Source organism: Streptomyces aurantiacus (assembly GCF_027107535.1).
Taxonomy (GTDB): Bacteria; Actinomycetota; Actinomycetes; order Streptomycetales; family Streptomycetaceae; genus Streptomyces.
On record NZ_CP114283.1, the window covers coordinates 8,879,483 to 8,899,001 of the forward strand.

General features: G+C 70.9%; 15 protein-coding genes. 7 read left to right on the forward strand and 8 right to left on the reverse strand.

The window, feature by feature from the left end:
• Window positions 1-204: 204 nt before the first annotated feature.
• From O1Q96_RS41120 to O1Q96_RS41130, 3 genes are all read left to right on the forward strand, one after another.
• Window positions 205-1,233: a P1 family peptidase gene (locus O1Q96_RS41120; protein WP_269252948.1), complete on the forward strand. Its 1,029-nt coding sequence runs from the start codon at window positions 205-207 to the stop codon at window positions 1,231-1,233.
• 303 nt (window positions 1,234-1,536) lie between these two features.
• Window positions 1,537-2,754: a L,D-transpeptidase gene (locus tag O1Q96_RS41125; protein ID WP_269252949.1), complete on the forward strand. Its 1,218-nt coding sequence runs from the start codon at window positions 1,537-1,539 to the stop codon at window positions 2,752-2,754.
• 157 nt (window positions 2,755-2,911) lie between these two features.
• Window positions 2,912-3,655 carry a DUF6227 family protein gene (locus tag O1Q96_RS41130; RefSeq protein ID WP_269252950.1) on the forward strand — a complete coding sequence of 248 codons (744 nt, stop codon included), beginning with the start codon at window positions 2,912-2,914 and terminating at the stop codon, window positions 3,653-3,655.
• Between the two features lie 114 nt (window positions 3,656-3,769).
• Here the strand turns inward: O1Q96_RS41130 and O1Q96_RS41135 are convergent, their stop codons facing one another.
• The 4 genes from O1Q96_RS41135 to O1Q96_RS41150 form a co-directional block, all read right to left on the reverse strand.
• The gene (locus O1Q96_RS41135) at window positions 3,770-5,947 is read right to left on the reverse strand and encodes a PTS fructose transporter subunit IIABC (RefSeq protein ID WP_269252951.1); all 2,178 of its coding nucleotides are present in this window, start codon (window positions 5,945-5,947) and stop codon (window positions 3,770-3,772) included.
• A 472-nt stretch (window positions 5,948-6,419) separates the two neighbouring features.
• On the reverse strand, window positions 6,420-7,367 hold the full coding sequence (gene pfkB, locus O1Q96_RS41140) for a 1-phosphofructokinase (RefSeq protein WP_269252952.1): 948 nt from the start codon (window positions 7,365-7,367) through the stop codon (window positions 6,420-6,422).
• Window positions 7,364-8,125 carry a DeoR/GlpR family DNA-binding transcription regulator gene (locus O1Q96_RS41145; protein ID WP_217458039.1) on the reverse strand — a complete coding sequence of 254 codons (762 nt, stop codon included), beginning with the start codon at window positions 8,123-8,125 and terminating at the stop codon, window positions 7,364-7,366. The genes pfkB and O1Q96_RS41145 overlap by 4 nt, the downstream gene beginning before the upstream one ends.
• 218 nt (window positions 8,126-8,343) lie before the next feature.
• The gene (locus O1Q96_RS41150) at window positions 8,344-9,870 is read right to left on the reverse strand and encodes an MFS transporter (RefSeq protein WP_269252953.1); all 1,527 of its coding nucleotides are present in this window, start codon (window positions 9,868-9,870) and stop codon (window positions 8,344-8,346) included.
• Window positions 9,871-10,039: 169 nt separating this feature from the next.
• Here O1Q96_RS41150 and O1Q96_RS41155 point away from each other — a divergent pair, with 169 nt between their 5' ends.
• On the forward strand, window positions 10,040-11,005 hold the full coding sequence (locus O1Q96_RS41155) for a helix-turn-helix transcriptional regulator (RefSeq protein ID WP_269252954.1): 966 nt from the start codon (window positions 10,040-10,042) through the stop codon (window positions 11,003-11,005).
• An 810-nt stretch (window positions 11,006-11,815) separates the two neighbouring features.
• Here O1Q96_RS41155 and O1Q96_RS41160 read toward each other — a convergent pair.
• Entirely contained in the window at window positions 11,816-12,814 is a 999-nt protein-coding gene (locus O1Q96_RS41160) for a sigma-70 family RNA polymerase sigma factor (RefSeq protein WP_269252955.1), read from the reverse strand.
• 169 nt (window positions 12,815-12,983) lie between these two features.
• Between O1Q96_RS41160 and O1Q96_RS41165 the strand changes: the two genes are divergently transcribed.
• A complete protein-coding gene (locus tag O1Q96_RS41165; protein ID WP_269253933.1) occupies window positions 12,984-13,502 on the forward strand; it encodes a GNAT family N-acetyltransferase in 519 nt (172 codons plus the stop codon).
• Window positions 13,503-13,628: 126 nt separating this feature from the next.
• Here O1Q96_RS41165 and O1Q96_RS41170 read toward each other — a convergent pair whose 3' ends face one another.
• Window positions 13,629-14,429 (reverse strand): dioxygenase family protein, encoded by an 801-nt coding sequence (locus O1Q96_RS41170; RefSeq protein ID WP_269252956.1) that lies wholly within the window; start codon window positions 14,427-14,429, stop codon window positions 13,629-13,631.
• A gap of 133 nt (window positions 14,430-14,562) precedes the next feature.
• On the opposite strand from O1Q96_RS41170, the gene O1Q96_RS41175 reads away from it, so the two are divergent.
• Complete coding sequence (locus tag O1Q96_RS41175) at window positions 14,563-15,066, forward strand: MarR family winged helix-turn-helix transcriptional regulator (RefSeq protein ID WP_269252957.1); 504 nt, start codon at window positions 14,563-14,565, stop codon at window positions 15,064-15,066.
• A 452-nt stretch (window positions 15,067-15,518) separates the two neighbouring features.
• On the opposite strand, the gene O1Q96_RS41180 is transcribed toward O1Q96_RS41175, so the two are convergent.
• Together O1Q96_RS41180 and O1Q96_RS41185 are read right to left on the reverse strand one after the other, a co-directional pair.
• The gene (locus tag O1Q96_RS41180) at window positions 15,519-17,057 is read right to left on the reverse strand and encodes an MFS transporter (protein WP_269252958.1); all 1,539 of its coding nucleotides are present in this window, start codon (window positions 17,055-17,057) and stop codon (window positions 15,519-15,521) included.
• A 229-nt stretch (window positions 17,058-17,286) separates the two neighbouring features.
• Window positions 17,287-17,931, reverse strand: a complete 645-nt coding sequence (locus O1Q96_RS41185; RefSeq protein ID WP_269252959.1) for a TetR/AcrR family transcriptional regulator — start codon at window positions 17,929-17,931, stop codon at window positions 17,287-17,289.
• Window positions 17,932-18,213: 282 nt separating this feature from the next.
• Here O1Q96_RS41185 and O1Q96_RS41190 point away from each other — a divergent pair, with 282 nt between their 5' ends.
• Window positions 18,214-19,512 carry a M6 family metalloprotease domain-containing protein gene (locus tag O1Q96_RS41190; RefSeq protein WP_269252960.1) on the forward strand — a complete coding sequence of 433 codons (1,299 nt, stop codon included), beginning with the start codon at window positions 18,214-18,216 and terminating at the stop codon, window positions 19,510-19,512.
• Window positions 19,513-19,519: the final 7 nt, after the last annotated feature.

The following is a 19,519-nucleotide window of genomic DNA, read 5'->3' on the forward strand; positions in this document are numbered from 1 at the left end:
AGCGAATCGCGGTGCTTCGGCCGCGGACCGCGGGCCTGGACACTGCCACAGTATGGCGGCCCCGCCGGAGACCCGATGTCCGGAGACCCGATGTCCGGAGCCCTCCACGTTCCCGCAGTCCTCCACGTTTCCGCAGTCCTCCAAGTCCCCGGGCCGCGTCCCCGGGTCCCGTTCTCGGGAGCCCCGGGGGTCGACACTGGGCGCATGACAGTTGACGCTCTGACCGATGTGACCGGGCTGCGCGTGGGGCATGCCACGCGGATCGGCGACGGTTGGCTCACCGGCACGACAGTCGTCCTGGCTCCCGAAGGTGGCGCGGTCGCGGCCGTGGACGTGCGCGGCGGCGGGCCCGGCACCAAGGAGACCGACGCGCTCGACCCACGCAACGTGGTGCGGAAGATCGAGGCACTCGTCCTGACCGGCGGAAGCGCGTTCGGGCTGGACTCGGCGACGGGCGTGATGGCCTGGCTGGAGGAGCGGGGGCGTGGGGTACGGGTCGGGCCCGATCCGCGCCATGTCGTGCCGGTCGTACCGGCTGCCTGCGTCTTCGACCTGGGCCGGGGCGGCGACTTCCGGGCCCGGCCCGACGCGGCGATGGGCCGCGAGGCCGTGGAGGCCGCGGCGGTCGGCGAGCTGGGTGCGCCCGTCCCGCAGGGGTGCGTGGGCGCGGGGACCGGGGCGGCCGTCGGAATGATGAAGGGCGGGGTCGGCACCGCGAGCGCCGTGCTCGACTCGGGCGTCACGGTGGCGGTGCTCGTGGTGGCCAACGCGGCCGGATCGGTGGTGGAGCCGGAGACAGGAGCACTGTACGGGGAGTTGGTCCAGGGGCGGATCAACTGTCCCGCCACGGAGGTACACCGGGCGGCTCAGGTGCGGCTGGCCGAGGCCATGAAGAGAAACACGGTTCCGCCGCTCAACACCACGCTGGCGGTGGTCGCCACCGATGCCGACCTGTCGAAGGCGCAGGCGCAGAAGGTCGCGGGCACGGCCCACGACGGCATCGCGCGAGCCGTCCGGCCGGTGCATCTGCTCAATGACGGCGACACGGTGTTCGCGCTCGCCACGGGCGTGCGTCCGCTCGCGGCGGAGGACCCTCTCGCGTTGAACGAGATCCTCGCGGCGGGCGCGGACCTGGTGACGCGCGCGATCGTGCGAGCGGTGCTGGCCGCAGAGTCGGCCGAAGGGCCGGGAGGGGTGTGGAGGGCCCACCGCGACTTGTACGGGAGGGAGTAGGCGGAGGAAGGGGAGGAGGGAAGGGGAGGAGAGGGGGCGGGGCGGGGCGGGGCGGGGAAAGGTACAGGGCGGGTTGGCCGGCTGCCCGGCTGACCTACCGGCCGCCGCGCCGGCTGGCAGACGTAGCTGCAGGGCTGCCGGGCCAAGGTGGTTGCCGGGTGTGGGATTGTCCCGACTCTGTCACGTGAGGGCGTTCGGGGCGGGTTGAGGGAACCCGGGCGGTGCGTGTGGCCCTCCTTCTCCACGAATCTTCTCCACGGACCGGAGCGGATCGTCCCCAACCGCAACTTCCTGGAGCAGCCCGTGACAACGCCGGACACAACAGCGAGGCGCACGCTGGCGGCATGTGCCGCCCTGATGGTCGGCGCCCTGGCCCTCACCGCGTGCGGCGGCGACGCCAAGGCCGACAACAGGACCGACGACAAGTCCGGCGGGGCCGGGGCCTCCGCGCCCGAGGTCGTGATCTCCGCGAAGGACGGTTCGACCGGGGCGTCGATCAACTCGACCGGGGTGAAGGTCAGCGACGGGAAGCTGACCGAGGTGAAGATGACGGCGTCGGCGACGGGCACGGCGGTACCGGGGACCATCGCGGCGAACGGGAAGAGCTGGAAGCCCGAGGAGCAGCTGGAGCGGGGGACGAAGTACCAGATATCCGCCACCGCCAAGGATGCGGACGGGGAGACGGCGGCGGCCAACTCCATCTTCACCACCGTGTCGACGGACAACAGCTTCATCGGGACGTACACGCCCGACGACGGGACGAAGGTCGGGGTCGGGATGCCGGTGTCCTTCACGTTCGACAAGGCGATCAGCAACAGGAAGGACGTGCAGTCGCACATCCGGGTCACGTCCAGCAGCGGCCAGAAGGTGGTCGGGCACTGGTTCGGCACGCAGCGGCTGGACTTCCGGCCCGAGGCGTACTGGAAGGCCGGTTCCAAGGTCACGATGAAGGTCGACCTGGACGGGGTGGAGGGTGCGAACGGCGTCTACGGCGTGCAGGACAAGACGGTCACGTTCACGGTCGGCCGCTCGCAGGTGTCCACGGTCGACGTCGCCACACAGACCATGAAGGTCGTACGCGACGGGAAGGCCGTCAGGACGATCCCCATCTCGGCGGGGAGCCCGGAGAGCAGCACGTACAACGGGCAGATGGTGATCTCCGAGAAGTTCCGGCAGACGCGGATGAACGGGTCCACGGTCGGCTACGGCGGGGAGTACGACATCTCGGATGTGCCGAACGCGATGCGGCTGACGACCTCGGGGACGTTCATTCACGGCAACTACTGGTACAACAAGGGCAATCCGCCCTTCGGGAAGCAGGGCACCAGCCACGGCTGCGTCGGGCTCGCGGATGTGCGGGGGGCCGGTGGCGACACGACCGCCAAGTGGTTCTTCGACAACTCGCTCGTCGGGGACGTCGTGACGGTCAGGAATTCACCCGACAAGACGGTGGCGCCGGACAACGGCCTCAACGGCTGGAACATGGCATGGAGTGCCTGGACCGCCGGAAGTGCCCTCTGACCACAGGGTTTTGAGGTTCCGTCGGGCCGCGTAGGAACTTGTCGCGCGGCCCCGGCGTTTTCTGGGCGTATGTTTTCTCGGTTCCCGGGCATGATGTCCGACCGAGGGGCTACGGTATGCACCCACAAGGTGACATGCAGCAACGCCGGGAGAAGCCTTGAGCGTTCCGTACGAGACGGCAGCGTACGAGCCACCCGAGTCGCCCGAGTCTCCGGAGGAGCATCTCGCGCGACTCCTAGGTCGCGCCCTGAACTCCTTCGAGCTGTCGGACGACACCATACGGCGGCTCGACCGGGCGCTGGCCCACGACAGTTCACTGCACTCCGCGCACCACAGTGCGGGGCTGCACCGCGAGACGTACCGCCATACCTGGCTGCTCGCCGATGGGAGCGCGTCCACGCTCTGGGAGCTGGTCCACAACACCGCGCCGGGCCGTGACACCCAGCACGAGGTGTACGAGGACGAGGAAGAGCTGCGTACCGCGACGGCGCGTCTGCCGCTGCCGTCGGATGCGCCCGACTTCGAGCTGCCCGTGATGGTGCGGTTGTCGGCCGTCGCCGAGCCACTGCACTCGTATGTCGCGGACGGCTCGGCGGACCACGGCCGGCGGCTGCTGCGCCGCGCGGAGAACACGGACCGGCCGGGCGAGGACACGGCCGAGCTGCTTCGGCTGGCGTTCGCGCACCAGATCACGCAGGCTTTCGGGCGGCCGTGCCGGGCCGGTCGGCGAGGGCTGTGCTACTCGCTCTACGAGCACGCCTTCCTGCTCCGCGACGGCCGTGAGCTGTCCCTGTGGGAGGTCGAGCACACGGCCACGCCCGACGGGCGGCACATGTGCGAGGTGTATCCCTCGGAGGAGGACGCACGGCAGGCCATGGAGCGCAGGGCCTCCGGCGGTTAGGCGGGACTCCGCCGGAGGGCCCCGCTCTCCTTGTCGGGGCGCCGCTGTGGCCCGGGACTTCGCAGTCCCGGGCCACAGTCGTTTCTTGCTCCTCGCTGAGCGCTCAGCGAGCGTTCAGGCCGCGACCGGCTCCTTCGCCTGGGGCGCCGTGGGGGCCTCGGGGTTCTTCTCCGTGCCGTCGCCCGGCGCCTGCTTTCGCATGCCCTTCAGGACGATGACCAGGCCGGCCGTGACCGCCGTACCGACCGCGATGGCCAGCAGGTACAGGAACGGCTTGCCGATCAGGAAGGTGACCCAGATGCCGCCGTGCGGGGCGCGCAGCGTCGAGCCGAAGGTCATGGTCAGGGCGCCGGTGACCGCGCCGCCCGCCATCGAGGCCGGGATGACCCGCAGCGGGTCGGCGGCCGCGAAGGGGATCGCGCCCTCGGAGATGAAGGAGGCGCCGAGGACCCAGGCGGCCTTGCCGTTCTCCCGCTCGGCCGTGGTGAACAGCTTCTTGCGGATCGTGGTGGCCAGGGCCATGCCCAGCGGCGGGACCATGCCGGCCGCCATGACCGTCGCCATGATCTTCATCGCGGACCCGCTCGGGTCCTGGACCGCGATGCCGCCGGTGGCGAAGGCGTACGCGACCTTGTTGACCGGGCCGCCGAGGTCGAAGCACATCATCAGGCCGAGCAGCACGCCGAGGAGGACGGCGTTGGTGCCGGAGAGGCCGGAGAGCCAGTCCGTCATGGCCTTCTGTGCCTCGGCGATGGGCTTGCCGATCACGATGAACATCAGGAAGCCGACGATGATCGAGGAGACCAGCGGGATCACGACCACCGGCATGATGCCGCGCAGCACCGGTGGGATCTTGATCCGTTGGATGGCGAGGACGACCCCGCCGGCCAGCAGACCTGCGGCCAGGCCGCCGAGGAAGCCGGCGGCGATGTTGGCCGAGATCATTCCGCCGACGAAGCCGGGCACCAGGCCGGGACGGTCGGCCATGCCGTAGGCGATGTATCCGGCGAGGACGGGGATCAGGAAGCCGAAGGCGACGCCGCCGATCTGGAAGAGCAGCGCGGCCCAGCTGTCGATCTGGCCCCAGTTGAACACTTCGGTGACCGGCTTGGCCTCGTTGATCTGGTAGCCGCCGATCGCGAACCCGAGGGCGATGAGCAGACCGCCCGCGGCCACGAAGGGGACCATGTAACTCACGCCGGACATCAGCCACTTGCGGAGCTTCGTGCCGTAGCCCTCACCGGGTTCGCCGGCGCGCTGCACGGGCGTACCGCCGCCGGGCCGGGCGGCCGCGGTGACCTCGCCGCGGTCGGCCTTGTCGCGGACCTGCGCGATCAGCTCGGCGGCCTTGCTGATGCCCGCCTTCACGCCGACGTCCACGGTGGGCTTCCCGGCGAACCGGTCCTTCTCCCGTACGGGCATGTCGTGCGCGAAGATCACGCCGTCCGCGGCGGCGATGACCGCCGGGTCGAGCCGGGTGAAGCCGGCCGAGCCCTGGGTCTCGACGACGACCTCGACGTCACCGGCGGCGCGGCCCGCGTTCTCCAGCGACTCGGCCGCCATGTAGGTGTGCGCGATGCCGGTGGGGCAGGAGGTGACGGCGACGATGCGGAAGGGCCTGCCGCCGCTTTGCTCGGCGGATGCGGCGGGCGCGGCTGGGGAGGTGGAGGCCGCGGTGGGGGCGTCGTGCGTGGCCGCCGGTGCCGCCGGTGCCGCAGGCGCAGCTGCGGCCGGGGACGCGGGGGGAGTCGGCTCCGCGTCGGCCGAGGCGGGTTCGGGCCCGGTCCCAGCCGCGCTGGCGGCCTCTGCCGTGTCGGGCTCGGCGCCGGTCCCGGCCTCGGTTGCGGAGGTTTCGTCGCCGCGGATGAGGGCCGCCGCGGCCGTCGCGTCGCCCACCGACCGCAGGGCGGACGTGAACTCGGCGTTCATCAGCTGGCGGGCCAGCGACGACAGGATGGTGAGGTGGGCGTCGTCCGCCCCGGCCGGTGCGGCGATCAGGAAGATCAGGTCGGCCGGGCCGTCGGGGGCGCCGAAGTCGATCCCGGCCGCGCTGCGTCCGAAGGCCAGGGTCGGCTCGGTGACGTGTTCGCTGCGGCAGTGCGGGATGCCGATGCCGCCGTCGAGGCCGGTCGGCATCTGGGCCTCGCGGGCGGCGACGTCGGCGAGGAATCCGTCCAGGTCGGTCACCCGCCCGAGGGACACCATGCGCTCGGCGAGGGCGCGCGCCGCCGCTTCCTTCGTATCGGCGGACAGGTCGAGATCGACCAGGTCCGCGGTGATCATCTCGCTCATCGCGGGCTCCTTCGCACGCGTGTCGCCCGGGGAGAATTGTGGGCGAGGGTGGGGACGGGGGTGGGGGTGGGGACGGGGGTGCCGCAGCCGAGGCTGCGGTCGTGGACTGCGGTGGCTGCGGGGTGCGGGGATACGGGGTGGGTGGATATGGCGGGGCCGGAGTGGCCCTTCCCCCGCGCGGCCGTGGTCGCTGCTGTCGTTGTTGCTGTTGCCGTTGTTACCGCTGTTGCCTCTGCGGTCACCGCGGTCGAGGTCGCGGCGGGTAAGGGGAGTCCCCGTCGCGTCGGGACGGTGCCGAGAGGCACTCGCGAGGTGCTCCGGCGGAGGGCGGTACGCGGCACGTCCACCTGGAGAGTCGTCGGCGGCGAGCCGGCTGTACGTGAACCGCTCGCGCCGGCCGGACGGTGGGCCTCCGCGTCGCGGTTTCTCGCGAGGGGGCTCTCCGCGACGCCGGCTCTCACGCCGTCGGCTCTCATGGCGCGGGCTCCGTCAGTACACGGTCCACCGGGATTTCCGAGGTGATCGTCACCGCGGCCGGGTCCAGGTCCGACGGGCTCGGCATCTCGCTGCCCGGCAGCTGGACGGCGGCCGCGCCGTGGGCCACGGCGGAGGCGAGCGCGTGGGGCCCGCTTCCCCCGGCGATGAGGAATCCGGCGAGCGAGGAGTCACCGGCGCCCACGTTGCTGCGTACGACGTCGACGCGTGCGCTCGCGAACCACACGCCGTCCTCGCCGACGAGCAGCTGTCCGTCCGCGCCGAGGGAGGCGAGCACGGCGCGCGCGCCCAACTCCCGTAGTTCTTCGGCGGCCTTGACCGCGTCGCCGACCGTGGCGAGCGGGCGGCCGACCGCCTCGGCGAGCTCCTCGATGTTCGGCTTGACGACGTCGGGGCGCTCGCGCAGTGCCGCGAGCAGTGCCGGTCCCGAGGTGTCCAGCGCGATGCGGGCGCCCGCCTGGTGGGCACGGGCGACGAGTTCCGCGTACCAGGAGGGTGCGAGGCCGCGCGGCAGGCTGCCGCAGCAGGCGATCCAGTCGGCGTCGCGGGACTGCTCGCGCACGGCCTCCAGGAGGGACTCCTCCTCGGCGGGGGTCAGTTCGGGTCCGGGGGCGTTGATCTTCGTGAGGACGCCGTCCGCCTCGGCGAGCGCGATGTTCGAGCGGGTGGCCCCGGCGACCGGGACCGGCGCGACCTCTATGCCCTGTGCGTCGAGGAGGTCGGCGACGAGCGCGCCCGGGGCTCCGCCGAGCGGCAGGACCGCGACGGTGCGCCGGCCGGCCGCGGCGACCGCCCGCGAGACGTTGACGCCCTTGCCGCCCGGGTCCATGCGCTCTCCGGTGGCCCGGATGACCTCGCCCCGGTCGAGCGAGGGGACCTCGTACGTGCGGTCCAGGGAGGGGTTCGGGGTGACGGTCAGGATCATGCGCGCACTACTTCCGTGCCGCCGCGCTCGATGGCGGTGGCGTCTTCGGGGCTCAGCCCGCTGTCGGTGATCAGCAGGTCCACTTCGCTGAGGTCGCCGAAGCGTGCGAAGTGTTCCTGTCCGTGCTTGGCCGAGTCGACGAGCAGCACGACGCGGCGTGCGGCGGCGAGGGCGGCGCGCTTCACGGCGGCCTCGGCGAGGTCCGGGGTGGTCAGGCCGTGCTCGGCGGAGAAGCCGTTCGCCGCGAGGAAGACGACGTCCGCGCGGATCTCGCCGTAGGCCCGAAGCGCCCAGGCGTCGACGGCTGCGCGCGTACGGTGCCGGACGCGGCCCCCGATGAGGTGGAGCTGCATGCCGGGGTGGTCGGCGAGGCGGGCCGCGATGGGCAGGCTGTGGGTCACGACGGTGAGCGTGGCCTCCAGCGGGAGGGCCCCGGCGAGGCGGGCCGTGGTCGTGCCCGCGTCAAGGATCATCGTGCCCTTGTCGGGCAGCTCGGCGAGGGCCGCCTTGGCGATGCGGTCCTTCTCGTCGGCGGCGGTGGTCTCGCGCTCGGCGAGGTCGGGCTCGAAGTCGAGCCGTCCGGCCGGTATGGCGCCCCCGTGGACCCGGCGCAGCAGTCCCGCGCGGTCGAGGGCCTTCAGGTCCCGCCGGATGGTCTCGGCCGTGACCTGGAACTCCTCCGCCAGTGACACCACGTCCACGCGGCCACCGTCACGCGCGAGCCGGAGGATCTCCTGCTGCCGCTCAGGTGCGTACATGCCCGTTCGCCTCCACCATGTGCCCGAACCTGTGGTTTCACTCGGAGGCTACGCTCGGATTTCGGGAAAGTAAACAGGTTCGGGCATTGAGTGGGCATGAACGGACATCAGACGGTTGCCGCTTGACCGCGGAGTGCGAAGCCGGGCCCTGAGGTGACGCGAGGCCCGGCCCCGGAAGGGGCCGGGCCTCGAAGCGCCGGGTCGGTGAACCGCTCTGCTCAGCCGACGAGTTCGGGCTCCTTGGCGGGCAGGACCTCGGCGGTCTCCGCCCCCTCCACGTGCTGGGCGGGACGCTTCGGGAGGGCGAACATCAGGAGGAAGATGGCCGTCATCACCACGGCGACCCAGACCAGCGCGTACTGGAAGGCGTCGACGAACGCGGGACCCACCTCGGGGGCGGCCAGGTGGTCGGACATCGTGCCGAAGAAGACGACGGAGACCAGACCGAGGCCGAGGGCGTTGCCCATCTGCTGGACGGTGTTGATCAGGCCGGACGCCGAGCCGGAGTGCTCACGCGGTACCTCGGAGAGGATCGCGTCCGTCAGCGGGGCGACGATCAGGCCCATGCCCAGGCCCATGACGACCAGCGGAAGGGCCATCTGCCAGGAGGCGATGGACATGCCGTACCGCTCCGACTCCCAGATGTAGAGCAGGACGCCGGCGGCCATGGTGAGCGCGCCCGCCTGGAGCACCTTCCGGCCGAACCGGGGCACCAGCTGCTGCACCGACAGCCCGGCCGCCAGCGAGACCGCGATCGAGAAGGGGACGCCCGTCAGACCCGCCCGCAGCGGGGACCAGCCGAGGCCGGTCTGCATGTAGAGCGTCCAGACCAGGAAGAAGATGCCGAGGCCGATCCCGAAGACGGTCTGTACGGCGATGCCGGCTGCGAAGCTCTTCACCTTGAACAGGGACAGTTCGACGAGAGGCGACCCGTCGCGCGCGGCCTTCCTCTTCTCGTACGCCACCAGGGCCCCGAAGACCACGAGGGCGCCGCCCATCGAGACGTACCCCCACGCCGGCCAGCCCAGCTCACGGCCGCGGATGAGCGGGTAGAGCAGCATCAGCAGACCGAGCGTGACCAGCGCGACGCCGACCAGGTCGAGCTTCAGGGCGTGCGGGGCCTTGGACTCGGTGATGAACTTCCGGCCCAGGATCAGGCCCGCGATGCCCACCGGCAGGTTGATGAGGAAGATCGGCCGCCATTCGAGACCGAACAGGTTCCACTCCGTGAGCAGCGCGCCGAAGAGGGGGCCGGAGACCGCGCCCAGACCCACGACCGCGCCGAACAGTCCGAAGACCTTGCCGCGCTCGTGCGCCGGGAACGTGGCGTGCACGATCGACAGGACCTGCGGCACCATCAGCGCGGCCATGGCGCCCTGGAGGATCCGGGAGGCGACCAGCATGTCCGGGTTCACCGCGAAGCCGCAGAGCGCCGACGCGAGGGTGAAGCCGCCGATGCCGACGAGGAAGAGGCGCTTGCGGCCGTGGATGTCACCGAGCCGCCCTCCGGTGATCAGTCCCGCGGCGAAGGCGAGCGCGTAACCCGCCGTGATCCACTGGATCTGGCTGAAGGACGCGCCCGCGTCCCGCTGGATCGACGGGATCGCGATGTTGACGATCGTGACGTCGACCAGGTCCATGAAGGCCGCGGTCATCACGATGGCGAGCGCGTACCAGCGGCGGCGGTCCGCCGTCGGGGCGGCCTCCGGGCCGAGGGGTGCGGGGGTGCTGTTTGGCGAGGTCATGTTCGTAAGGTAGGAGGGATGTAGGTCAGATCGTGTCCTACATCTGGGGCATCCTCGAAGTCGTTGGCAGAGGCCGTGGCGCGTTCGGAGGGTGCGGGCGCGTGGTGGCCGGTCGCGCAGTTCCCCGCGCCCCCCACGGGGCTCGGGAGCCTTACGAGAGGGAGACCCCATGAGTACCGACACCCCGGCACGGCTCCTTCAGCTCCTCTCCCTTCTGCAGACCCCGCGTGAATGGCCGGGCGGCGAGCTCTCGGACAGGCTCGGTGTCTCGCGGCGGACCGTGCGGCGGGACGTCGACCGGCTCCGCGAGCTGGGCTATCCGGTGCAGGCGACGAAGGGCGCGGACGGCGGCTACCGGCTGGTCGCCGGAAAGGCCATGCCACCGCTGGTCCTGGACGACGAGGAGGCGGTGGCGATCGCGGTGGGCCTGCGGGCCGGTGCGGGGCACGCCGTCGAGGGCGTCGACGAGGCCTCGGTACGGGCGCTGGCCAAGCTCGAACAGGTCCTGCCGAGCCGCCTGCGCCACCGGGTCTCCACACTGCAGGCCGCCACCACTCCTCTGACCACGGGTGACGGCGCCAGCATCGCGCCCGAGACTCTGACGGTGATGGCCTCGACGATCGCGGGCCGGGAGCGGCTGAGGTTCGCGTACCGGGCGAAGGACGGGGCCGAGAGCCGGCGTCAGATCGAGCCGTACCGGCTCGTGTCGACCGGCCGCCGCTGGTATCTCGTCGCGTACGACCTCGACCGGGCGGACTGGCGGACGTTCCGGGTCGACCGGGTGGCCGACCCCTTCGCGACCGGGGCCCGTTTCACGCCGCGCGAGCTGCCGACGGGGGACGCGGCCGAGTACCTGCGGCAGTCGATGTACCGGCGGCAGGACACGTACGAGTTCGAGGTGACGTTCGCCGCGTCCGCGGAGTTCGTCGCGGCGCGGCTGCCCGGGTGGCTCGGGGCGCCCGAGCCGATCGACGACGAGCGGTGCCGGTTGCGTGCTTCGGTTGGGGACGCGGTGGAGTGGCTGGCGGTGCGGCTCGCGATGCTGGACTGTGAGTTCACCGTGCACGGGCCGGCCGAACTCGTCGACTGCGTAGGCAGGTTGGGCAGCCGTCTGAGCCGTGCCGCCGGGGGCTGAGCGCTCCGCTGGACGTCCGGTGCCTCGACTGCGGGCCCGCCGTGGCCGGCACGCGGTTCCCCGCGTCCCGTTGGGGCGCTGACCTGCCGCACCGGACCGGACCGCATCGGGACGCATGGGGTGCTGCCGGGCCGCTTCGGCAGGATGTGCCCCCATGGCACAATGTGCCACCTGGGTCACCCCGGGGTTCAGGTTCGGGGTGGCCCAGCAGCCGTGCCCGCGCGAAGGCGCAGCCGCACAGCACACAGCCATACAGATGGAGCCGAGCTCCGGCGCCAGGGGGGGAGGCGCCGGAGCTCGGCTCTGGAAGAGTCCCGGCGCTGGGGGGGAGCGCGTCGGGACTCGGCTCCGGGGGGACCCTGGAGTTTTGTGCCCCGGGTCCGGCAGGTTGAAGCGGCTGTAAACGGACTTCTGTGCGACCCGGTGCGAGGCCCTGACCAGCCATGCCGTGCAGCATGGCCGACTACGACCCCATCGGTACGTCCCCGGGTAGGGTCGGCTGCCCCGGAAATGCGAACCCAATCCTGCTCACGAGGACCAGTTTTTCTCGCCCTGAAGCACGCGAGGGAGTACGGGCGCCGCCGGAGCCCGGAGCCGGACTTCCCGGAGCCGGAGCCCTCACGGGCCGGGCCACCGGACGGGGTGCCCCTGACGCCGGAACGCCGCGGAAGCGGCCTCGTGGCCGCGGTGACACGGCCTCGGTGCCCCGCGCCGTAACGGGCGGGCGGCGCGGGCACGAAACCGCGTACCGAGCTGTGGCGCGGCCCCGGAAGGGACCGGTGAGCCGGGTCGGGCAGCCGCCCGGAGGGCCTACGCTGCGGCGTCGAACCCCGTGGACCGGGCCAGCTTCTTCAGCTCCAGCAACGCGTGCTTCTCGATCTGGCGGATGCGCTCGCGGGTGAGGCCGTGCTCCTTGCCGACCTCGGTGAGCGTGCGCTCCCGGCCGTCCTCGATTCCGTACCGCATCTTGATGATCGAGGCGGTGCGCTGGTCGAGCCGGCCTATGAGGTCGTCCAGCTCCTCGCTGCGCAGCAGCGTGAGCACGGACTGCTCGGGCGACACGGCCGAGGTGTCCTCCAGCAGATCACCGAACTGGGTGTCGCCGTCGTCGTCGACAGCCATGTTCAGCGAGACCGGGTCGCGGGCCCAGTCGAGCACGTCGACCACACGCTCCGGCGTCGAGCCGAGCTCCTTGGCGATCTCCGTGGGCTCCGGCTCGCGGCCGTGCTCGCGGTTGAACTCGCGCTGCACGCGGCGGATCCGGCCCAGCTCCTCCACCAGGTGGACGGGGAGGCGGATGGTGCGGGACTGGTCGGCTATGGAGCGGGTGATGGCCTGACGGATCCACCAGGTCGCGTACGTCGAGAACTTGAAGCCCTTGCGGTAGTCGAACTTCTCGACCGCGCGGACCAGGCCTGCGTTCCCCTCCTGGATCAGGTCCAGCAGCGGCAGGCCACTGCGGGGGTAGCGTCGCGCCACCGCGACGACCAGGCGGAGATTCGACCGGATGAAGACGTCCTTGGCCCGCTCGGAGTCGGCGACCAGCGCTTCGAGCTCCTCACGGGAGGCCTTCACCTGGGTGTCGGTGACGTCACCGTCCAGGATCTGCTGGGCGTACACCCCGGCCTCGATGGTCTGGGACAGGTCCACTTCCTTGGCGGCGTCGAGCAGCGGTGTGCGCGCGATCTCGTCGAGATACATGCCGACCAGGTCGCGGTCGGCGATCTCGCCGCCTACGACGCGAACACTGCGCGCCGCGTCGGTCCGGCCTGAGGCGGACTTACGACGGGCGACGGCACGGGTTGCCATGCGTGCTCCCTTGCGATGGTGGGCTTGCGGGTCCTGGTGGTCGCTCGGACACCCTCCCGAGTGCCCTGCTTCCGATGGAAACAACGACTGGAATCCGGACAGAATTCCCGGCGGGTCCCTCGATTTTTCTGATCTTGCAGTACCCTGTGCCGCCGTAAAAGGAGGCATGGTGCCGTCGGAACGCACAGAGGTGCAGGTCAGGCCGGGAGTTGAAGGCGACCTCGACGCCCTCACGGACATCTACAACCACTATGTACGTGAGACGCCGATCACATTTGACACCGTGATCTTCACTCCCGAGGAGCGCCGCCCCTGGCTGCTCTCCCACCCTGAAGACGGCCCGCACCGGCTGATGGTTGCCGTGACCAGGGACTCACAACGGATTCTGGGGTATGCCACGTCGAGCGCGTTCCGTCCGAAGCCCGCGTACGGGACGTCCGTGGAGGTGGCGATCTACCTCGCCCCCGACGCGGGCGGCCGGGGTGTCGGCACGCTCCTCTACAAGTCCCTGTTCGAGGCGCTCGCGGACGAGGACCTCCACCGCGTCTACGCGGGGATCGCCCAGCCGAACGAGGCGTCGGCGCGACTGCACGAGCGGTTCGGCTTCCGGCACGTCGGCACGTACCGGGAGGTGGGGCGGAAGTTCGGACGGTACTGGGACGTGGCCTGGTACGAGAAAGAGCTCTGAGGGGCGGCGCCCGCCGGTCGCGTCAGCGGGTGCACGTCCGCCGCGCCAGCGGGGCGCGTCGGGCGCCGGCCGGAATACCGCCGGCCGGAGTGCCGTCGGTACCCCGGCCAGGTCGGCAGTCGGCCGTCAGCCGAACTGCACCGAGCGTTTGGCCAGTCCCATCCAGAAGCCGTCGATCACCGATCGCTGCGCGTCCAGTTCGCCGGAGGCGTCCGCCGCCCCCATGGTCACGAACAGCGGGGCGAAGTGTTCCGTGCGCGGGTGCGCGAGCCGGCCCGCCGGGGACTTGCGGAGGAAGTCGAGAAGGCCGTCCACGTCGGCGGAGTCGAGCGCCTGGTGGCCCCACGCGTCGAACTCGGACGACCAGCCGGGAACGCCGCTCTGACGCAGAGCCGCCAGGTTGTGGGTGAAGAAGCCGGAGCCCACGATGAGGACGCCCTCGTCGCGCAGCGGGGCCAGCTTGCGGCCGATGTCCATGAGGCGGACCGGGTCGAGCGTGGGCATGGAGATCTGCAGGACCGGGATGTCGGCCGCGGGGAACATCTCCACGAGCGGGACGTACGCGCCGTGGTCGAGGCCGCGGTCGGGGATGTCCTGGACCGGCATACCGGGGGCGCGCAGCAACTTGCGGACGGACTCGGCGAGTTCGGGGGCGCCCGGAGCCTCGTACCGCACCTTGTAGTAGTGCTCGGGGAAGCCCCAGAAGTCGTAGACCAGCGGGACGGTCGCGGTCGCGCCGAGGGCGAGCGGGGCCTCCTCCCAGTGCGCGGAGACCATGAGGACGGCCTTGGGGCGCGGGAGGTCGGCGGACCAGGCGGCGAGCTGGCCGGGCCACAGCGGGTCGTCGGCCAGCGGTGGGGCGCCGTGCGAGAGGTAGAGGGCGGGCATGCGCTCCACGACGGCACGTTCCTCGGTGGCGGCGGACATGACTGCGGCTCCCTGTCTGACGAGGACCCGGGCGGCTCGGCCCGAAGCTGTTGCTTGAAGTATCAAGCTTTATGTCGCAGAGCTTACTCCCTACTTGTTTAAGATTCAAGGAGGGGCCTCGTACAGTAGGTGTATGAACAAGGCATCCGCTGACGAGCCGCGCTGGCTCAGTGACGAGGAACAGCGCACCTGGCGTGCGTTCATGCACGCCACCACTCTTCTCGAGGACCATCTCGACCGCCAGTTGCAGCGTGACGCGGGCATGCCGCACGTCTACTACGGCCTGCTGGTGAAGCTGGCCGAGGCCCCGCGCCGGCGGCTGCGGATGACCGAACTGGCGATGCAGGCGAAGATCACCAGGTCTCGGCTGTCGCACGCGATCGCACGCCTGGAGAAGAACGGGTGGGTGCGGCGGGAGGACTGCCCTTCGGACAAGCGCGGGCAGTTCGCCGTGCTGACGGACGAGGGCGAGGAGGTACTGAAGCAGGCGGCTCCCGGGCATGTGGCCGCCGTGCGTCAGGCCGTGTTCGACCGGCTCACTCCTGAGCAGCAGAGGGCTCTCGGGCAGGCCATGCTTGTCATTGCCGAAGGGCTTCAGCCGGAGGAGGCGGGGGCGGATCTTCCCTGGCTTCGGTGACGGTCGGCTCCGCCGGGTGGCTCCGCCGGGGGTGGCTTGGCCGGGGTGGCTTGGTCCGGGGGGTGGCGCCCGGGGGGGGCTGGCTTCGCCGGGGTGTGGGGCAGTTTTCAGGTGCCGGTTCGCGGGGGCTGGTCGCGCAGTTCCCCGCGCCCCTAAAAAGATTGCGCCGTTGGCCACCGGGGCGCTGGGCTGAGGGGCGGCAGGTGCGAGGCGGGGTCGGGGCGCGGGTCAGCAGGCGCCGAGGTGCCCGGGGGACATGGATCTGCCCCGGCTCCGGTGTTCTGGAGTCGGGGCAGATCCCGGCCGTACGTACGAAGGCGTCCCCACCCCCGCGTACGTACGAGGTCAGTGGGTGTTCCCGTCAGGTGTGCCGGTGGAGGTGGGGCGGGGTCCCGCGCCCTCAAGGGGCGCGGGCGGACCCGCGGTCTCGGACCCCACCTCCGGCGGCGCCGTCAGTGGGCGACCACCGGGACCCGGAGGTCGTCCTCGGCCCCGTCGAGCGAGTCGGCGGACGCGCTCATGTCGGGGCGGCCGGCGTTGACGAAGGTCGCGGCGATCGCCGCGGCGACGACGAGGATGCCGACGGCGAACCAGATCGCGTTGGCGTAGCCGTGCACCTGGCCCTGCAGCTGGACGAGCTGCTGCTGGGACTGGGAGGTGGCCCCGCCGATGTGGTCCTTGATGTACGACGTGGTGGCCGACGCGGCGATCGTGTTCAGCAGAGCCGTGCCGATCGCGCCGCCCACCTGCTGCGAGGTGTTGACCATCGCGGAGGCGACACCGGCGTCACGCGGCTCGACACCCTGGGTGGCCAGTGACATGGCGGGCATGAACGCCGTACCCATACCGAGGCCGAGCAGCACCATCGCCGGCAGGATCACACCGGCGTACGAGGTGCCGATCTCCAGCTGGGTCAGGAGCAGCATGCCGACCGCGGCGACCAGGAAGCCCGGAGCCATCAGCATGCGCGGGGGGACCCGCGTCATCAGCCGGGTGCCGATCTGCGTGGAGCCCACGATCATGCCGGCGATCATCGGCAGGAAGGCGAAGCCCGTCTTGACCGGCGAGAAGCCCTTCACGATCTGCAGGTAGTAGGTGAGGAAGAGGAACAGGCCGAACATCGCGATGATCGCGAGGCCGAGGGAGAGGTAGATGCCTCCGCGGTTGCGCTCGGTGATGACGCGCAGCGGCAGCAGCGGGGCCTTGACCTTGGACTCGGTGACGACGAACGCGGCGAGCAGCACGACCGAGGCGACGAACATGCCGATGGTCACGGAGTCGCTCCAGCCCTCGGACTCGGCACGCGTGAAGCCGTAGACCAGGGCGACCAGACCGAGGGTGGACAGGACGACACCCGGGATGTCGAGCGGCGAGCGGTTGCGGCCGCCCTGCGGCTCACGGATGACGAAGTACGCGCCGAGGGCCGCGACGATCGCGAACGGGATGTTCACGAAGAACGTCCAGCGCCAGTCCATGTACTCGGTGAGGACACCGCCGAGGATGAGGCCGACGGCGCCACCGCCACCGGCGATCGCACCGTAGATGCCGAACGCCTTGGCGCGCTCCTTGGCGTCGGTGAACATCACCGCGAGGAGGGAGAGCGCGGCAGGCGCCAGGAGGGCACCGAACGCGCCCTGCAGGGCACGGGAGCCGAGCAGCATCGCCTCGTTGGTGGCCGCGCCGCCGAGGGCGGAGGCGCCGGCGAAGCCGATCAGGCCGGTGACGAAGGTGCGCTTGCGGCCCCACAGGTCGGCTATGCGGCCGCCGAACAGGAGGAGTCCGCCGAAGGCGAGGGCGTAGGCCGTGATGACCCACTGCCGGTTGCCGTCGGAGATCCCCAGGTCCTGCTGGGCCGAGGGCAGTGCGATGTTCACGATGGTCGCGTCGAGCACGACCATCAGCTGGGCGAGCGCGATGAAGGTCAGCGCTTTCCAGCGGTTGGAGTCGGGAGCCGACGCCTTGGCGGCGGTGGCCTGGGCTGTTTCAGACATGGGAATACCCACTTCAGGACTTCGTAGCGAAAAAAGGTGACGGAAGGGGACGGCTCGTCGCCGGTGACGTCTTCGTCGACTTCGTTGTCGACGCCCTCCTCGACGTCCCTGTCGGTGACGACCGGTGGCTGTGGTGACGGTGGTGACGGTGGTGGCTGAGGTCTGAGTATTTAGTCGGCCCGGCGCTCTGCGGTCCGGTCGGGCTGGTCGGTCCGGTCGGGCTGGTGGGTCACGCTCGTCGCAGGTCCTCCATGGTCGCGGCCTCGCCGGGCAGCACGGAGCGGGCGGGTGCCCGCAGACCGTCCAGGAAGAGCTGCAGGTGACGGTGTACGAAGCGGTCCATGTTCGGGCACGCGGTGCCGGGCAGGGGCCGGGTGAGCTGGCTGACGGCGACCATGAGGTCCCCGACGGCGACGTCGGAGCGGAGCTGGCCGGCGTGCCGGGCACGCTCCATGAGTTCCTCGACCAGACTCTCGACCCGCTCGCGGGAGGCGACCAGGTCCGGGTGGTCCCTGTCGAAGGCCTCGGAGAGCATCGGGCACAGTGCGCCGATCCGCTCGTCGGCCGACGCGTGCACGAACCGCGAGAGCGCCTCGAAAGCGTCCCCGGTCTCCGCGAGCATCTGCTCCACCTGTTCGGAGACACGGTCCATGACCGAGCAGACGACCTCGCGCTGGAGGGATGCCCGGTCGGGGAAGTTGCGGTACAGCGTGGCGTTGCCGATGCCGGCCCGGCGGGCGATCTCGTCCAGCGGCACCTCGGCGCCGAACTCGACGAACATCTCTCGCCCGGCGGCGACGATCCGCTCCCGGTTGCGCAGAGCATCGGCCCGCGGGCGGGGCACCTTGCGCTGTGCGGCGGTTGCGGTCTCCACGGCGTACTCCTTCGAAGATCTCTCGGTGGTCCTGACGTCCACGCGATCCGGGGACCCTTTCCCCGTTTCGTTGCGGACACAGGGCTAAACGGGGAAACGGTCCCCGGTTATTTCCCGACCCGGGAAAGATTCCATGTGACCTGAGTCACATGCTTCGGGCAGGGTTCGGCCCGCCTCCACACGATCGGTCTCCTCCAGCGCGCGCCCGCGCATTCGGCGGCAGAGGGTGATCGAACAGGGTGCAGCCAGAACGGCCGGCTGCCTGGAGCGAAAGGCCCCTGCATGCAGCCGACCCGCTGTCGGATACGCCCGCGCCGCCGCGCCGCAGCCCTCGCATCGGTCACCCTCCTCACCCTGGCGGTCAGCACCTCCGCCGGGTCCGGACATCTGATGGCAGGCGCGCCGACGGCGGCGGGACCCGTCGCGCTGGCCCGGTCCTCCCCGCTCAGCCCCTGCATGATCAGTGGCCCGCTGGGTGTGCAGATGTCGGAGGGCATCCCCACCCCCGCGGGCTACGCGCGCTCCACCGGCACCGTCCGCGCCCTGAACCTGATGATCGACTTCTCCGACGCGCCCGGCCAGGGCAGCGCGCTCGACCGCTTCGGCGAGTTCTTCCCGCAGACCACCGACTGGTTCCGCACCAGTTCGTACGGCCGCCTCGACTACCGCCCGCAGGCCCCGATGGACCGCTGGCTGCGGATGCCCAAGTCCTTCAAGGCGTACGGGATAGAACGCGGCGCCCCCTTCGACCCCGGCTACCGCGAGCTGGTCCAGGACATCGTGGCCACCGCCGACCCGAAGGTGGACTTCCGGGAGTACGACCTGCTGAACGTCCTGATCACCCCGAACGCCGGCCCCTCCGCGCTCGACACGGTCCTGTCGGTGACCTTCGCAGGCAACACCGAGGCGCCGGTCGCGGACGGAGTGCCCGTCGCGAACGCGTCCTTCGTCTACAGCCGCCAGGACGACGGTTCCGGCTCGTACGCGGAGACCGGCTACCGCGTACTCCCCCACGAGAACGGCCACGTCTTCGGGCTGCCCGACCTCTACACCCAGGAAGGGGGCGGCTCGGTCGGGCACTGGGACATCATGAGCGAGGACTGGGGGGCCGACAACGACCTGCTGGGCTGGCACAAGTGGAAGCTCGGCTGGCTCGACGACTCGCAGGTCGGCTGCGCCTCGGCGCCCGGTACGACCGAGCACGTACTGACCCCGCTGGCCGAGCCCGGCACCGGCGGCAAACTGGTCTTCGTCCCGGTCGACTCGAAGACGGGGTACGCGGTGGAACTGCGCACCCAGGCCGGCAACGACGAGGCGGTCTGCAAGACGGGCGTGCTCATCTACAAGGTGGCCGCGGACGTCGACACCGGCCACGGCCCGGTCGCCGTGATCGACTCCACGAAGGACAGCGGCGGCTGCACCCGCAGCCCGAACGTCCACGCGGAACTCTCCGACGCCACCTTCTCCCCCGGCCAGTACTTCAAGGACCTGAGAACCGGCATCCGCATCACGATCGCGGGCACCGACGCCAAGGGAAACCACCAAGTGTACGTAACCCGCGGCCGCCCGGCAACATCATGAACCACAA

What these genes read in the sequence shown, in the direction of transcription:
- O1Q96_RS41120 (WP_269252948.1), top strand. Translation starts at nt 205, where the DNA reads ATGACAGTTGACGCTCTGACCGATGTGACCGGGCTGCGCGTGGGGCAT.
- O1Q96_RS41135 (WP_269252951.1), bottom strand. Translation starts at nt 5,947, where the DNA reads ATGAGCGAGATGATCACCGCGGACCTGGTCGATCTCGACCTGTCCGCC.
- pfkB (WP_269252952.1), bottom strand. Translation starts at nt 7,367, where the DNA reads ATGATCCTGACCGTCACCCCGAACCCCTCCCTGGACCGCACGTACGAG.
- O1Q96_RS41145 (WP_217458039.1), bottom strand. Translation starts at nt 8,125, where the DNA reads ATGTACGCACCTGAGCGGCAGCAGGAGATCCTCCGGCTCGCGCGTGAC.
- O1Q96_RS41150 (WP_269252953.1), bottom strand. Translation starts at nt 9,870, where the DNA reads ATGACCTCGCCAAACAGCACCCCCGCACCCCTCGGCCCGGAGGCCGCC.
- O1Q96_RS41155 (WP_269252954.1), top strand. Translation starts at nt 10,040, where the DNA reads ATGAGTACCGACACCCCGGCACGGCTCCTTCAGCTCCTCTCCCTTCTG.
- O1Q96_RS41160 (WP_269252955.1), bottom strand. Translation starts at nt 12,814, where the DNA reads ATGGCAACCCGTGCCGTCGCCCGTCGTAAGTCCGCCTCAGGCCGGACC.
- O1Q96_RS41170 (WP_269252956.1), bottom strand. Translation starts at nt 14,429, where the DNA reads ATGTCCGCCGCCACCGAGGAACGTGCCGTCGTGGAGCGCATGCCCGCC.
- O1Q96_RS41175 (WP_269252957.1), top strand. Translation starts at nt 14,563, where the DNA reads ATGAACAAGGCATCCGCTGACGAGCCGCGCTGGCTCAGTGACGAGGAA.
- O1Q96_RS41180 (WP_269252958.1), bottom strand. Translation starts at nt 17,057, where the DNA reads ATGTCTGAAACAGCCCAGGCCACCGCCGCCAAGGCGTCGGCTCCCGAC.
- O1Q96_RS41190 (WP_269252960.1), top strand. Translation starts at nt 18,214, where the DNA reads ATGCAGCCGACCCGCTGTCGGATACGCCCGCGCCGCCGCGCCGCAGCC.